16 protein-coding genes are annotated in these 14,800 nt (G+C 59.0%); 6 read left to right on the forward strand and 10 right to left on the reverse strand.

Features of this window, described 5'->3' with window-relative positions; translation table 11 throughout:
• Positions 1-22: 22 nt before the first annotated feature.
• Genes Pan44_RS09395 through Pan44_RS09405 form a run of 3 tightly spaced genes read left to right on the forward strand, consistent with a single transcriptional unit; the run spans position 23 to position 3,465 of the window.
• A complete protein-coding gene (locus tag Pan44_RS09395; RefSeq protein ID WP_145029483.1) occupies positions 23-2,224 on the forward strand; it encodes an AAA family ATPase in 2,202 nt (733 codons plus the stop codon).
• The gene (locus Pan44_RS09400) at positions 2,225-2,629 is read left to right on the forward strand and encodes a hypothetical protein (RefSeq protein WP_145029485.1); all 405 of its coding nucleotides are present in this window, start codon (positions 2,225-2,227) and stop codon (positions 2,627-2,629) included. It begins immediately after the preceding gene.
• Positions 2,626-3,465: an Nmad3 family putative nucleotide modification protein gene (locus Pan44_RS09405; protein WP_145029486.1), complete on the forward strand. Its 840-nt coding sequence runs from the start codon at positions 2,626-2,628 to the stop codon at positions 3,463-3,465. The genes Pan44_RS09400 and Pan44_RS09405 overlap by 4 nt, the downstream gene beginning before the upstream one ends.
• A gap of 355 nt (positions 3,466-3,820) precedes the next feature.
• Here the strand turns inward: Pan44_RS09405 and Pan44_RS09410 are convergent, their stop codons facing one another.
• The gene (locus Pan44_RS09410; protein ID WP_145029488.1) at positions 3,821-4,246 is read right to left on the reverse strand and encodes an integrase core domain-containing protein; all 426 of its coding nucleotides are present in this window, start codon (positions 4,244-4,246) and stop codon (positions 3,821-3,823) included.
• Between the two features lie 47 nt (positions 4,247-4,293).
• On the opposite strand from Pan44_RS09410, the gene Pan44_RS27825 reads away from it, so the two are divergent.
• Positions 4,294-4,566 (forward strand): hypothetical protein, encoded by a 273-nt coding sequence (locus tag Pan44_RS27825; RefSeq protein ID WP_145029490.1) that lies wholly within the window; start codon positions 4,294-4,296, stop codon positions 4,564-4,566.
• Positions 4,567-4,720: 154 nt separating this feature from the next.
• Entirely contained in the window at positions 4,721-5,464 is a 744-nt protein-coding gene (locus Pan44_RS27835; protein WP_145034967.1) for an LEM-3-like GIY-YIG domain-containing protein, read from the forward strand.
• A gap of 227 nt (positions 5,465-5,691) precedes the next feature.
• Here the strand turns inward: Pan44_RS27835 and Pan44_RS28235 are convergent, their stop codons facing one another.
• The 9 genes from Pan44_RS28235 to Pan44_RS09465 form a co-directional block, all read right to left on the reverse strand.
• Positions 5,692-6,210, reverse strand: coding sequence for an ArsR/SmtB family transcription factor (locus Pan44_RS28235; protein WP_390620617.1), 519 nt, complete (start codon positions 6,208-6,210; stop codon positions 5,692-5,694).
• Positions 6,158-6,853: an ABC transporter ATP-binding protein gene (locus Pan44_RS09430; RefSeq protein ID WP_145029494.1), complete on the reverse strand. Its 696-nt coding sequence runs from the start codon at positions 6,851-6,853 to the stop codon at positions 6,158-6,160. Before Pan44_RS09430 ends, Pan44_RS28235 begins: the two co-directional genes overlap by 53 nt.
• Before the next feature lie 2 nt (positions 6,854-6,855).
• Positions 6,856-8,070, reverse strand: coding sequence for an ABC transporter permease (locus Pan44_RS09435; protein ID WP_145029496.1), 1,215 nt, complete (start codon positions 8,068-8,070; stop codon positions 6,856-6,858).
• 57 nt (positions 8,071-8,127) lie between these two features.
• On the reverse strand, positions 8,128-8,898 hold the full coding sequence (locus tag Pan44_RS09440; protein WP_145029498.1) for a hypothetical protein: 771 nt from the start codon (positions 8,896-8,898) through the stop codon (positions 8,128-8,130).
• Positions 8,899-9,189: 291 nt separating this feature from the next.
• Positions 9,190-10,290, reverse strand: a complete 1,101-nt coding sequence (gene arsB, locus Pan44_RS09445; protein WP_145029500.1) for an ACR3 family arsenite efflux transporter — start codon at positions 10,288-10,290, stop codon at positions 9,190-9,192.
• Positions 10,287-10,721: an arsenate reductase ArsC gene (locus Pan44_RS09450; RefSeq protein ID WP_145029502.1), complete on the reverse strand. Its 435-nt coding sequence runs from the start codon at positions 10,719-10,721 to the stop codon at positions 10,287-10,289. Before Pan44_RS09450 ends, arsB begins: the two co-directional genes overlap by 4 nt.
• Positions 10,718-12,520 carry an arsenical pump-driving ATPase gene (arsA, locus tag Pan44_RS09455; RefSeq protein WP_145029504.1) on the reverse strand — a complete coding sequence of 601 codons (1,803 nt, stop codon included), beginning with the start codon at positions 12,518-12,520 and terminating at the stop codon, positions 10,718-10,720. The genes Pan44_RS09450 and arsA overlap by 4 nt, the downstream gene beginning before the upstream one ends.
• 56 nt (positions 12,521-12,576) lie before the next feature.
• On the reverse strand, positions 12,577-13,806 hold the full coding sequence (gene arsD, locus Pan44_RS09460) for an arsenite efflux transporter metallochaperone ArsD (protein ID WP_145029506.1): 1,230 nt from the start codon (positions 13,804-13,806) through the stop codon (positions 12,577-12,579).
• Positions 13,807-13,861: 55 nt separating this feature from the next.
• Positions 13,862-14,188 (reverse strand): ArsR/SmtB family transcription factor, encoded by a 327-nt coding sequence (locus Pan44_RS09465; RefSeq protein WP_145029508.1) that lies wholly within the window; start codon positions 14,186-14,188, stop codon positions 13,862-13,864.
• A gap of 150 nt (positions 14,189-14,338) precedes the next feature.
• Here Pan44_RS09465 and Pan44_RS09470 point away from each other — a divergent pair, with 150 nt between their 5' ends.
• Entirely contained in the window at positions 14,339-14,764 is a 426-nt protein-coding gene (locus Pan44_RS09470) for an OsmC family protein (RefSeq protein WP_197453975.1), read from the forward strand.
• Positions 14,765-14,800: the final 36 nt, after the last annotated feature.

Raw genomic sequence — 14,800 nt, forward strand, 5'->3', positions numbered from 1 at the left:
CACCGAAGACCAGAGGGCCGACATGATCGAGTCGATTACGCTCGTTGAGGTAGCGAGCTACGGCACCACTGCCGAAGTGATGTCAGACCTGCGCGAACTGAACTACGTGTTTGGGACGAACGGCTGTGGAAAGACCACGATCGGCAGAGTGATCGCCGACCGGGCGTCGCACGCGAGCTGCCCCATTGCCTGGAAGGGCAACGCCCCTCTGGAAACGCTCGTCTACAACCGAGATTTCGTCGAGCGGAGTTTCTCCCAGTCAGCCGAACTCAAAGGCGTGTTCACGCTGGGCGAACAGAACATCGAGACGCTGCAAAAGATCAAAGACCTCGCGGCCGAAGTCGACGCTCTTACAAAAAAACTGGAAAAGCTGGGGGAGTCGTTGGGAGGGGCCGACGGAGCTGGCGGCAAGACCGGGGAACTGGACGTTCATGAAACCGCGATTCGAGATCAGTGCTGGTTGCAGAAACAGAAACACGACAAGACGCTCCAAGGTGCCTTCGTCGGTGTTCGTGACAAGAAGGAAAGTTTCAAAGCCAGGGTTCTCCAGGAGCGTTCGAACACCAAGGGCAAGGTCGTTGACCTAGCGACGCTGGAAAAGCGAGCCTCGACCGTGTTCGGGGAAGCTCCAACGGCTGAGGCTGTCCTGCCCATGTTGGATGGCGCTGCACTGGCAGCGCACGAGTCCGCCGCGATCTTGAAAAAGCGAGTCATCGGCAAGGCCGACGTCGACATCGCTGCGATGATCAAGAAGCTCGGAAACAGCGACTGGGTGCGGGAAGGTCGGACGTTTCTCGATCAGAACGAGCAGAAATGCCCCTTCTGTCAGCAGCAAGTGTCCGCGACTTTTGAAAAGAGCCTCGCGGAGTACTTTGACGAGGCGTTCGAGAAGGACAGCAAGGCGATCGAATCACTGTGTATCGCGTACAAGAGTGATGCCGCACGATTGCAGCAGGAAGTGGCCGCGTTGATCTCGGCTCCGTCCCGCTTTCTGGACGTCGAAAAGTTGAAGCTTGAGAAACAGATTCTCGATTCGACCCTGACCATCAACCTCCAGCGACTCGACGGGAAACGGAAGGAGCCAAGCACCCCAGTCATTCTCGACTCGTTGCAGAATGTTGTGGCGGCGATGATCGCTCTGATCAACGACGCCAACAAGCAGATTGCGTCCCACAACCTGACGGTCAAGAACCTGTCGGCGGAAAAGGCACAACTCACGCACGACGTCTGGAAGTTCGTCGTCACGGAATTACAGGCGGATTTGACCGCCTATGACTCAAAAAAGAGTGCGGTCCAGAAGGCAATCGACGGCATTCGTGCTCAAATCGAGGCGGCGAAAAAAGAGAAAGCGAAGAAGGAGGCCGATATTCGTTCGTTGGAAAAAACGACCACGAGCGTCCAGCCGACCATCGATGCGATCAATGCGCTACTGGGCTCATTCGGGTTCTCAGGATTCTCTCTCAAGGCGTCCAGCGGAAACAGTTACAAGCTAGTTCGAGCGGACGGCTCGGACGCCAAGGCAACGTTGAGTGAAGGAGAGAAGACGTTTGTCACCTTTCTGTACTTCTACCACCTGCTCAAGGGCAGCGATTCCCAATCGGGAATAACCCGAGATCGCGTGGTGGTTTTCGACGATCCCGTATCGAGTCTGGACAGCGACGTCCTGTTCATCGTGGGGAGCCTCATCAAGGGACTGTTTGACGAAGTACGAAACAAGACAGGACACATCAAGCAGATCTTCGTCCTGACGCACAACGTGTACTTCCACAAGGAGGTCACGTTTAACCCGAATCGGCGCAATCGGGATGCGATGAAGGAAGAAACGTTCTGGGTCGTGCGGAAGGCAGACACGTTCTCGAAGATCGAGAGGCATCTTTCGAATCCGATCAAGACCTCGTACGAGCTCCTCTGGGGAGAAGTGCGAAGCGAGAATCGATCCCGCCTGACGATTCAAAACACCTTGCGGCGAATCCTGGAGAACTATTTCAAGATCCTCGGCGGCATCAACCCTGACCACATTTGCGACATGTTTCAGGGGAAGGAACGTCTGATCTGCAAGTCACTGTTCTCCTGGGTCAACGACGGTTCTCACTATGCCCATGACGACCTGTACGTTTCGATTGACGAATCGATGGTGCAGACGTACTTGAATGTCTTCAGGGAGATCTTCGTGAAGGCGAAGCACGAGGCTCACTTCAATATGATGATGGGACTGTCGGCCTGAGTGCCCGAAGTCGAAAGGGAACGGCCGTCGATGCCGGGAATTGACCACCAGTTGCGTTCGGCAGAATCCGTGACCGCGCAGGGACTGTCCTCCGATGCGGCCGTGGTTTCGCAGTTGGAACAGCTTCGTCATCTCTGTTTAGCCGTATGCCCTGACTGTCTCGTCCAGCGTCGAACGGACAAGAAGAGAACGGCGGTAATCTTCGTGGTTCCCGCTCTCGCGAATATGAAGCAAGACAAGAACTTGATGACAGTCTGGCCCGGAGCGAGATCCGTCCGCCTGAGAATCATGTTCCCCAAGCCATCGCCGCGGGAAGAAGCCCTCGATCAGGCGAAGCTTTCGCACTATTGCGAGCGAATGTTGGGGCTTCTGATCAATCTTGGTAATTCGACGACGTCAACATGAAGATCATCTTCAGCCGCAAGGGTTTTGACCTCACGGCGGGCGGTTGCCCCAGCCCGATTCTGCCGGATGGCAGACTGGTTTCGCTGCCGATCCCGGATGACTGCGGCCCTTGGCGTTATCGAGATGTCCGACTGGGATCGGAGAGCCTTGCCCAGTTCGTGGAAGATCTCTCCCAAAAGCAGCTTCGGGGGGCATCGACGATGCATTTCGATCCGGATCTGCGCCGAGATGCCGTTCCACGTGTGCGTGGATGGCGCCCGATGTTTGGACAGGGCGGAAAGGCAAGGACGCACCTAGCTGGCCACAAGATCGGAGAAGGCGATCTGTTCTTGTTCTTTGGGTGGTTTCGAGAAGTGGAGAAGGAGCGAGGACGCTATCGCTTTGTCCGGGGTGCACCACATCGCCACATACTGTTCGGCTGGCTGTATGTTGGAGAACGGTGGGAGTCCCCGTTTGTCGATCCTCCAGCCTGGGCACTGGACCATCCTCACCTGATCAATGACTACGAGAATGGAAGCTCGGTGTTCGTCGCCTCGGCGAAACGGCCCTTCGCAGCAGGCGTCTTCCAGGAATTCAGCGAAAGTCTGGTACTGACCGAGTCGGGGGCACCTCGCTCGTCGTGGCTGCTTCCAAGGTGGATGCACCCTCGTGGAAAGAAATCCTTTCTGAGCTATCACGGAGAGCGCAGCCGATGGCGCAGTAGCAGAATGGGAACTCATCTGCGGACCGTCGGCCGCGGCCAAGAATTTGTGCTCAACACTGCCCATTATCCTGAGGCGGGGCCATGGGCGAACGAACTTGTCAGGAGAAACTCTGGCGATCCGGCACGCGAGTAAGCAGGGTACTTCCGTTGCGACCAGGTTTCCTGGGCCGATGCTTCGAGTTTGCGGACAGCGATTGGCACGAAAAAGCCCTCACGAAGCAGGAACAGACGGGCGGGCTAAAACCAGTCCGCTCGACCACCTCGTAAGGGCAACTTCATTGTCGACAATCAAGGATCGGCTTCTCAACACTGGCCGCGGATAAGATGACGACTAAATCGAATTCAGTCCGCAGCCGACCAGCGGCCATGTAGCAGTCCTTTGCTCATTGATACGGAAAGTCGCGACCGTCAGGCACTTCGGAGTCGAGGGAGGGACTGGATTCACGATTCGAACTCGTGGCCACGAAGTTCATGTCACCACTCCCCGCCTAAGCCGCCTTCCGTTCGAACGACTTCACCAGGCCGCCCACGTAAGACCGGACCTCGATTCTGTTCCGAATCGGTTTGTCCACCTCGTCGGGCACGGTGCCCAGCGGTGGCAAGTGGGCTCGCTCCATGTGGGCCCGTTGCCCGTTGTAGTACACGAGGAAGCTTTCGATGAGGTAGTCGAGATGCCGGTTACCAAAAAGAATGAATTTGAAGAGCAGCTCGTGCTTCAGAGTTTGTATCAGCCGCTCGCAGCGTCCATTCAGGTTCGGTGAGGCGACCGGCAAGGGGTTCGTCCTGAGTCCTCCCTTCTCGCACGCCGCTGTGAAGGCCCGCGAGAACTTCGTGTCCCGATCATGCATCAGGATGTCGGGCTTCTTCTCCCGGTCCTTCGTCTTAACCAGAAACTCCTTCGTCTGCCGGACCACCCAGGCCGAGTTCGGATGCTGCGTCGATTTCGAAACAATTGCTTCCCGTGTCCCAACTGAAGCAGACGACGGCGCTCATCGGGCTTTGTGTGGACCTGACCCTTGATCCTCGTGCGGAGAATCTTGTTCTCCTCCTTCAGGAATTCGACGTACCGAGCCAACTGGCGGTCGGTCACGGAGGCGATCAGGGCCAACAGTGGGTGGTAAATCGCCGCCATCCAGGTATCGTCGCAGTCTGTACTGTGGAATGGGATTACACATTCCTTGTACAGCGCTTTGACCCTTTGAAAACGACGGTGAAACGCTCTTCGAACGGATGATTGAGAAGTCGTTCTTCAAATGCGTCACATCTGTCGTATTTGGCCAAATCGTGAGCTGGCGTTGATCGCATCAGAGGGGATGCGCGTCGCCGTTGGACTTCGGCAAAGCTGCCTCCACCAGCGACACAATCGCCGCGCGGATGGAGGGCGAAAGATCGCCCCAAACTCCCTCGATGACGTCGAGTTCCCTCCCGATGTCAGCGCGAAGATCAAGACCTACGTCTACCGACTCATCGACCCCCGAAATGGCGAAACGTTCTACATCGGCAAAGGCCAGGGCAATCGCGTGTTCGCTCATATTCGCGACGACCTGGGTTCCGACGAGAGCGACACGCTCACCAACAAGTTGAAACGCATTCGAGAGATTCGGAATGCGGGCTTTGAGGTCATCCATGTGATTCATCGTCACGGAATGGACGACAAAACGGCCTTCGAAGTTGAAGCGGCCCTTCTGGACGCATTTCCCGGTCTGACCAATCAAGCGGGGGGCGTGGGGAATAACGATGTTGGGGCGATGCATGCGGGAGAGATCATTCGCCGTTATCGGGCAGAGCCAGCAGAGTTCATTCATCGGGTTATTCTGATCAACGTCAATCGGTCGGCAGTCGAGTCCTCTCTTTACGAGGCGACCCGTTATGCATGGAAGGTTGGACCAAAGGCTCATCGTGCAGAAGTCGTGCTCCCAACTGTCCAAGGGCTGATTGTTGGGGCTTTCATTCCGGAAAAATGGCTGGCTGCTGTTCCGGAGAATTTCCCAGGACGAGATGAAGTGCCGGGCCGCCTCGGCTTCATCGGCAGAGAAGCCTCGCGAGAAATCAGGGAACAGTACGTGGGAAAAAGAGTGCCAGATGCGTTCCGAAAACCGGGCTCTGCAAACCCCATCAAATATACGTGGTAGAGTATCGACGGCATTGCAGTGTTGTATCAGCCGTGATGCGATGGCACTCCAGTGCGAATGGCATCAGATGGCGTCCTCACTCATCGTGATGAGTGCAGCCATGAAGGGCGCTGAGAGTCGTGGCCACGACTCGACGACCTTGAGCAGTTGGGGATCGACTGGTTGACAGTCAACGCCAGCGAGTGTCCGTCACACGGCGCTCGGCTGCCACGTGTAAGATGAGCATGCTACGGCTCGCAGCACCCACCGCTTGCGCCCACCGTTTTGGCCCGCCGCCGGTCTGCTTGAAGCTCGGGCACTTCGGCAAAACAGGTTCCAACACATTCGATCAATCGACGGTGAAGATGGTCCCCAACTGGTGACAGCGAGTAGTGCCGCCAGAGACCGTCTTTCCGTGATTGAACAAGTCCAGACCGCTGCAGGAGCAGTAAGTGCCGAGAGATCTTGGGCTGCGGCTGCTGCAAAATGGTGGTGATATCACCCACGCAGCGTTCCCCCTCCAGCAACAGAAACAGGATGCGAATCCGCGTGCGGTCCGCGAACGCGCGAAATAGCTGATCCATGGGAAGCAGCGGACGAGGCTTGTTTCGCAGTTTCATGGCTGTGACTGCCCGATAATCTGAATGACCGCTGCGCATCGTGACGGCCGCAGACACAAAGTCAAATCCTGTGCCTGCGGCCGTGTCTGTCACCTCAGGCGACACATCGTGCGGCGTTTCCGGCTGGTGAGTCCTGGATCCCGCCATTGACCAGCCGAAGCGTTCGCTGCGCACGTGCGGCACAGGCCGGATCGTGCGTCACGACGATCAGGGTCCGACCTTCCTTGTGAATCTCGTCGAACATCGCCAGCACCTGCTCGCGAGTTTCGGGATCGAGATTGCCGGTCGGCTCATCTGCCAAAATCAATGCTGGATTGATGGCCAGCGTTCGAGCCAGCGCCACGCGTTGCTGCTGGCCGATGCTCAGTTCCGAGGGCAAGTGCTGCGTTCGGTCTCCCAAGCCGACACGTTCGAGTGTCTGCCGCGCCCGATCAACCTGTTCCTCCTTCGGCACCCCGCCGAGGCACAACGGCATCTGCACGTTCTCCAGGGCCGTGAGGTACGGAATCAGGTTGAACGTCTGGAAGATGAATCCAATCTTCGCGCCCCGCAGCCGTGTGCGGGCCGACACTGACAGGTCGTACATGGATTCCGTACCAAGCTGCATCTTGCCGGTGCTGGGGGCCAGCATGCCCCCCAGGATCGAGAGCAACGTGGTTTTGCCGCTGCCGGACGGCCCCACAATCGCGACATACTCTCCATCGGCAATGTCGAGTGTCGTCGGCTGCAATGCCGTGACCGCAGAGCCGTGCCGATGATACTGCTTACTGATGTTGTTGAGTTTCAACATGGTTACACCTCCTTAAAGCACAGGCACGGATCGAGACGGGACGCCCGCCAGGCGGGCCAGAGACTGGCGACGAGGGCGACCAGCACCGACAGGCCGACGGACAATCCCGCCAGCATCGGAATCGGGCGAACACCGACATTGGCAAGGAGTGGTCCGAGCCAGAACGCGGCCACGCTCCCCAGGGCAAATCCAAACACACCGCCGACCAGTCCCAGTGCGAGTGCTTTCCCCATGATGAGCCGGAGGATGAAGCTGGGTGTTGCACCGAGGGCCATCAGCGTGCCGATCTCCTTACGGCGTTCGGACACGTTGGCAAACAGCGAACTTGCCATGGCCGCGCCGCCGACGGCCAGCAACACCGCCAGGAACAGCAACGACAGATTCTCCATGAGGCGATTGACGTTCTGCTGCGTCTGAACCACCTGTGTGATGGTGACAACCTTGGCATCCGGCAGCAGCGAGTTCAGTCCACCGACGAGGCCACCGGCGATTTCCTTGCAGCAGCCGACGATCTCGATCACGTTCACCACCGGACCGCTGGCCGAAAGTTCCTGCACCGAGTGCAGGTGGGCGAAGATCCGATCGTCATCGACAGTTCCCGTTGCCGGGAGGACCGCAAGGACTTTGAATGCCTCGCCGAACAGCGTGACGCTGGAGTCTTCTCTGAGAGCCAGCTTGGTCGCCGTTTCAGAGCCGACCAGCACTTCACGCTCACCGAGCGTCTCAATGACCCGTTTGCGGGCGAGCTGTGCGTGGTCGACCTCCTTGCCGGGGATTTCCACCGTCGATCCGCAGCCGATCGGGCGTGCAAACACACCGGCTCCGCCCCAGGCCGCCTTCGCCTGAAACTCACTCTTGGGCAGGATACCCGTCACCGTCACTTTGCGTTCACCGACGGTCGCCGGAACGCTCAGCTTGGGGGACAGATTGTCGACGCCTTCCAGCGTCGACAGCGAAATCAGATCGACATACTCCTCCGGGAGTGTCTGCCCGTGACTGTCGGCCGCGTAGTAATCCTGCAGGCTCACATCCTTGGGAAGGATCAGGACGTTCGCCCCGAGCGAATCGACTTCCCGCATGACGGCCAGTTCCGAGTAGGTCGTGACCGTGCGGATGGCGACGAGTGAGGTGACGCCCAGCACGATGGCCAGCAGACACGTCAGCATCGGCACCGGCCGCTCAGAGAGTTCCTTTTGAATCAGCTTGATAAGGTTCATGAATGAACTCCTTTCGGCGCAGGCATGCTTCTGAATGAAACACGCCGAAGTGTGAAATCAATTCCTGGCCGTGGTCTTGGCAGGCTGGCAGCCGTTGGGGCCGCACTTACCGCCCGGGCAACAGCTGGACTGCGCCGTCTTGAGCGTCGCGACAATCTGATCTTTGGTGACGGAAGTCGGATACGACGCGAGCACTGTTCCGGGGGGCGCGATCAGTGCCGTCGTCGTGGACGGGTGGTTCGTCAATTTGAGGCTTTTCAGGAACTCCTGTTCGGTGGGGTCGCCTGAGCTGATCGACACGACTTCGGTGGACATTCCGTAGGCCGGGTCTTTGAGGAAGTCGGCGACTCCGTTAGGCACTTCCATGGCCGGATCGTGATGCACGCACAACAGTGCCAGCTTCTTCGTCTGGCCCGCCAGCAGGCAGGCCGCTGTTCCCTTACTCACGATTGCTTTGTCGAGCTGTTCGGCCGTAACTCGAACGGGGAATCCGCCGGTGACGGCGCGGTTCGGGGCAATCGCCAGCGTCAGCGGCATGGGCGCCCGGCCGAGCTGCCACTGGTCGATGAGGACTTTCTCCTGAGGGTTGGCGACATCGATCTCCACGAGTCGCCGCTGCTCGGGATGCTTGGCCGTCTCAGTCGTGAGTGTCTGTCGCATCGTCTGCGTCGCCGCGTCGTTCTTGCGGGAGAACAGAATGAACAGATGCTGACCCTGAGAACGGGCTTCCTGGAGTTCTTTCTGACCGGGTGACAGTTCGGCGGCGGAGGAGGAGGCCGCAACTGCGCAGACAATCGCAGTGCACAACAGCGTGAGTGTTCGGGACATGGAAACTTCCTTTCTGAATAGTCCGGGGGGCGTGTGAACCTCGAAACAAAGGTAGGGCTCACGAGCGAGGGCGATGACCGCCACTCCGGGGTGGGTTCTGTAATCTATATTCGTCCAGACGCATATACTGATTTCAGTGTTTCGGTTGCGCGCCAAGGCGATTCCCAGAGTTGCGACGCTGTGTGACAGGCCGCACAGGTGGAGATTCCGCGAGGCCTGCATCAGAAGCGCGCGAAGAGGAAGGGTGAATGCGGGCTTACCCGATTTGCTTGTTGAAGCACGCGTTCCGAATCAACCCGAGCCGACGGCCGGAGATGGGAACCAGTTGCGTGTGCGATTGCAGACCGAGCAGACGCTCAGCATGACCGGCACTTCGACGAGGACGCCGACAACGGTCGCCAGTGCCGCGCCGGAGTCAGGTCCATAGAGAGCAATCGCCGTTGCGACAGCCAGTTCGAAGAAGTTGCTCGCTCCAATCAGGGCCCCTGGAGCTGCAATGGAGTGCGGCACACCCAGCCACCACATCAGTCCGTAAACCAACGAGGAGTTGAAGTAGACCTGAATCAGAATCGGAATCGCAATCAGAATCACATGCAGCGGATGCTGCAGGATGTTGTCGGCCTGAAACGCAAAGATCAGAACCAGTGTCACCAGCAAGGCCAGGACGGCCAGCGGCTGGAACTGCGGCAGGAACTGGGCCTCGAACCACGCCGCTCCTTTGGCTCGAACAAGCAGCATTCGCGTCAGGGTGCCGATGACGAGCGGAACTACGATGAACACCGCGACCGAAAGCAGAATCACATTGAATGGCACTGCCAAACCCGCCACCCCGACCAGAAGGCCGACAATCGGCGCAAACAGCACGAGCATGAGAAGGTCGTTGAGTGCCACCTGCACGAGCGTGTAGGCCGGGTCGCCGTCCGTCAGGTAACTCCAGACAAACACCATCGCCGTACAAGGCGCGGCGGCCAGGATGATGACGCCCGCGGTGTACTGTCGCGCCAGTTCCTCCCCGATGATCGGTAGGAAGAGGATCTGGAAGAAGAGCCATCCAAGCACAAACATTCCGAACGGCTTGACCAGCCAGTTGACGAACAGCGTGACGACAATCCCCTTTGGTCGACGCGTGACGCCCCTGAGCGAGGCGAAGTCGATCTTCATCATCATCGGGATGATCATCAGCCAGATCAGCACGGCGATCGGGCCGTTGATCTGGCTTCCCGATGCAAACTCCAGGCTACGAAGGAAGGTGGTCGCCTGCGGCAGGAGTTTTCCGATCGCGATGCCGCCCACCATGCACAGGGCGACCCACAGCGTCAGGTAACGCTCGAACAGGTTGAGCCGTTTGACTTCAGGCGAGACAGCGCTGGATAGAGTCGTTGGGTCAGTCATTTTGAATTCAAAAGCTCAGGCAGGCGATCACGCACGAAGTCACGAATTTCATCGCGGACACGACGGTAGTGCTGCAGGCCTTCCTCATCGCTGGTAGCGGACTTCGCGAGCTTGGGCGGATCATCGAAGCCAACATGCACGACGCGGGACGCACCGAGGAAGGCCGGACAATTCTCGTCCGCATGACCGCAGACAGTGATCACCAGACCAAAGGGCACACCTTCGAGGCTGCTGGCCAACTTGGACGTTTGCCCGGAAATATCGACCCCCGCTTCGGCCATGACTTTGACCGCGTTGGGGTTCAGACCGTGGGCTTCGATTCCGGACGAGTAGGCTTCGACTGTGTCACCAAGCAGGCTTCGCGCCCAGCCTTCGGCCATTTGGCTCCGGCACGAGTTTCCCGTGCAAAGGAACATGACTTTCGACTTCATACGTTTGTTATCTCCTTCACGACTTGAGGTGTTTTCGATTCGCAGATTTCACCGACAAGATCCAGAAGTGCGGCGCACCCAACGGGCGGCTGCGGCCGCCATGGAATCAGCGCCGTGCGGGCCGCGTGTTCGCTCATGACTTCTCGCAGGTAAGGCTGTTCCGCCTGCTGGCGAGCACGCAGCAGCGGATCGGTGACCGACAGTGGTGCGAGGCTCTGGTTGACGACCCATGCAAATGGCTCAATGCCAGCCCGCCGGAGGTCGCGCTGGAGTGAAGCCGCTTCGTGAACCGGGGTGGCCTCCGGCAGCGTGACGATGAGGACTCGTGAGAAATTGGGATCTCGCAATCGCGGCAACAGGTGCTCCACGGCCGGAGGCATCTGGTTGGTCTGTCGTGTAACTTCGCGGTGATAAGCGAGCGCCGAATCGAGCAGAAGAATCGTATGTCCCGTCGGGGCCGTATCGAGAACGACGAAGCGGTCCGCCCCCTCGGCCACCGCATCGGCGAAGGCACGAAACACGGCGATCTCTTCCGTGCAGGGTGATCGCAGGTCTTCGGCCAGGAGCGACTTGCCCTGCTCATCCAGACCGGCTCCCGCTGTCTGCATCACCTGTTCGGAATACTTCGCGGTTTCAGCCGCAGGATCGATGCGACTGACGGTCAGTTGTTCGAGGTTTTCACCGGCGACGGCCGCTGCAATGTGAGCGGCGGGGTCAGTCGTCGAAAGATGCACGCGATGTCCCCGGTGAGCCAGTGCAACGGCGACGGCGGCCGCAACCGTCGTTTTGCCAACGCCTCCCTTGCCCATCGAGAGAATGACGCCGTGTCCCGCCGCTTCCAGCTCATCGACGAGCGGCGCCAAGCCTGGCGGGATCGTGAGCGACGAGACTTCACTGCGTGCAATCGCGACGGATCGTTGCGATTTGCCGAAGGAGCGCAAAGCCTCCACACCGACAACGCCATTGGCCGCGAGCGGGATAATCGTCTGAGGAAAGTTGCGGAGCGAGTCGGGAAGCTCGTCCAACGCCAATTCACTTCGTCGCTGCATGGCGACGGCCAGCGGGTCACTCGGGTCGGTTGCCTGAAACACGGCGTTCACGACAAGGTGCTGATTCTTGACCCCGAGTTCCGCGAGTTCGCCGCTGGTGCGGGCCGCTTCCCGGAAGGCCGTTGCCTCGGCCCTGGCAACCAGAACAAGCGTGGTGATCGCCGGATCGGCGAGGGCCTTCACCGTCTCCTGATAGAGCTTCTGTTGTGACTGAAGACCAGCGAGTGGGCCCAGGCACGATGTGCCCGTCGTGTTGCTCTCCATGAAGCCCGACCAGGCGGACGGCAGAGTCAGCAAACGAAGGGTGTGGCCGGTTGGAGCCGTGTCGAAGATGACGTGATCGAAGTCTGTGGTGGCGGTCGGATCTCCAAGCAGTCGTGAGAACTCATCGAACGCCGCAATCTCCAGCGTGCAAGAGCCGGAGAACTGTTCTTCCATGCTGGCGATCGCCGCCGGTGGCAGCATTGTCCGGTACGGGCCCACCATCCGCTCGCGATACTCCTTCGCTGCGGTCTCCGGATCGAGATTCATGGCGAAGAGTCCAGGGACGGCTGCGATGGCGACCGGTTGATTCCCCAATTGCGTCGCCAGCACCTCGTCCAGGTTCGACGCCGGATCGGCCGAGACCAACAGCACCCGTTTTCCGGCGTCGGCCAGACGGACGGCCGTGGCGCAGGCCACGGAGGTTTTGCCGACTCCGCCTTTGCCGGTAAAGAACAGGTTGCGTGTGGGGGTTGCCAGAATTTCCATCGATGTTTTTCCTACGACTCGTCAATCAGTGTGCGTATCGGCGCAGAAATGTGCGTTTAGCAGGATCCGCCGCTGCTCTTGGCTGGATCCTCGGTCTGCCCTGAACTGGAGTTGGTCGTCCACATCTCCAGCATTTCCCGCGACGGGTAGCCGCGACGGCTGACGATCTTGCCGTCCACCATCACGATGGGCAGGCACTCGACTCCCCGAACGCCGATCAGCTTGTGGACTTCCGGGTACTTCAGGAACTCCTGCGGCTGCTGGGCCAGGTTATAGCGTTCGACCGTGTGGCCCTGTGATTTGAGCCAGTCGAGATCAGCCGCAAACTTCGGCAGGACTGGATCGACCCGCGGACCGCAGACGCCTGTAGAACAGCACATTGGCTTGTCAAAGACCTGGATGGTTTTCATGGCGTTGTTCTCCTTCTGTTGTTCAAACGTGAAAGACTCATCCACCGTTTTCAGCGCATGAACCCGGACACTTGCGGCGTACGCGTTCACGTCCAGGGTCTGCAAAACCGACTTCAATTCATCGTGCAGGCCCGTGGGCGCAGAATCTCCACACGCCGACCCACCGCAACATCCATTCCCGCTCGCTTGAGCGTAGGCGTTCAGGTTCGCTCCGGTGTCCTGGACAACGACCGCCTCGAAGCCTGCTTCGCGCAGCAGGCGTTCGTAGTCCTCGATCAGAATTGCTCCGGCGATGCAGCCGACGAGGGCCTGCACACTGTCAGCGACGGATTCGGGAAGCGGCTTCCGCAGCGCGATATCGCTGACGACCATGCGGCCGCCCGGCTTTAGAACTCTCAGGATTTCCCTGAACACGGCCGCTTTGTCTGGCGCAAGGTTGATCACGCAGTTGCTGATGACGCAGTCCACGGACGCATCCGGCAGCGGCAGTTGATCGATGCGGGCCAGGTGAAACTCGACGTTCGTCGCTCCCACTTCCGCCGCTCCCGCCCGAGCACGATCAACCATGTCGGGCGTCATGTCGATGCCGATGGCCTTGCCAGTCGGGCCCACTCGTTTCGACGCCAAGAGAACATCTAGGCCGCCGCCACTCCCGAGATCGACGACAGTCTCCCCTTCCCGCAGCCCCGCCAGAGCTACGGGATTTCCGCATGACAGGCCCATGTTCGCTTGTGGCGGGAGAGACGCGAGGTCTTGTTCCGAGTATCCGAACGCCGCCGCCACCGCACGGACTCCTGCGTGTTCGTTGTTGAGGCCACTGCGGGCCACAGCTCCGTACTGTTCTGAAACGACCTTCAATTGCTCTTCGGTATCCATCGGCTCCTCCAGCTAAATCGTTCATCGCCGAAAGGCGATCAAATCGGCAAAAAATTCACAGATCCGAGATCAAAGACTTCAGCTCCCCCAACGCCTTGGAGTTGACGCAATAACAGACGCGGGGCCCGTCCACTTCCCCCTGAATGAGTCCGCACTCTTTCAGGATCTTCAGGTGCTGGGAGACCGTCGACTGGGCCACCGGCAGCTCGTCCACGATCTCACCGCACACGCACGATTGGCGGCGGGTCAGGATTTGCAGAATCTTGACTCGTAGCGGGTGCGCGATTCCCCACGCCAGTTCAGCCAATCGCTCATCGACGGGAACGCCGCGGCGATCCGCGGCGGGGGCGCACGTCCGATTTGCCTTCGCCGCTCGTGTCATTCAACCGCTCCTAATTATCGTTCATTCACGATAGGCGATGTGAGTGCATTTGTCAAACTTGGAATTCTCGATTGCCCGAACGGCCCCTGCAGGGGCATTCTGGTACACCCAGTGGAGATGTATCAGCGAGCTTTGCTGCGGAGGACAACAATGAGTCAGCCCAAGATGACCTTTCACGTCGAATCGCGGCGAGTCGATGCCCATTCCAGCACGTCGCGTTGCAAGGACGCGGAGATCCCTCTGGATACCGACCTCGCCGGGAACCGGGATGCATTCAATCCTGCCGAACTGCTGCTGGCTGCACTTTCGGCGTGCATCATCAAAGGGATCGAACGCGTGTCTCCGATTCTTCGGTTCACGTTCACTTCGCTCGAAGTCAAGGTGGTCGGCGTCCGACAGGATGTTCCACCGAAGATGGAGTCCATCGACTACGAAATCATCATCGAGACTGACCAGTCAGACCATCAACTGGACCTGCTACACGAGAACGTGAAGAAATACGGAACTGTCTTCAACACCGTGGCGCCAGGAACCGTGCTCCGCGGCGTGCTGCGCCGCAAAGGGGCTGAAGAATGATCAGACAGAATTCGTCGATCTTGAAGCAGCCGGAAG

Source organism: Caulifigura coniformis (assembly GCF_007745175.1).
Taxonomy (GTDB): domain Bacteria; phylum Planctomycetota; class Planctomycetia; order Planctomycetales; family Planctomycetaceae; genus Caulifigura; species Caulifigura coniformis.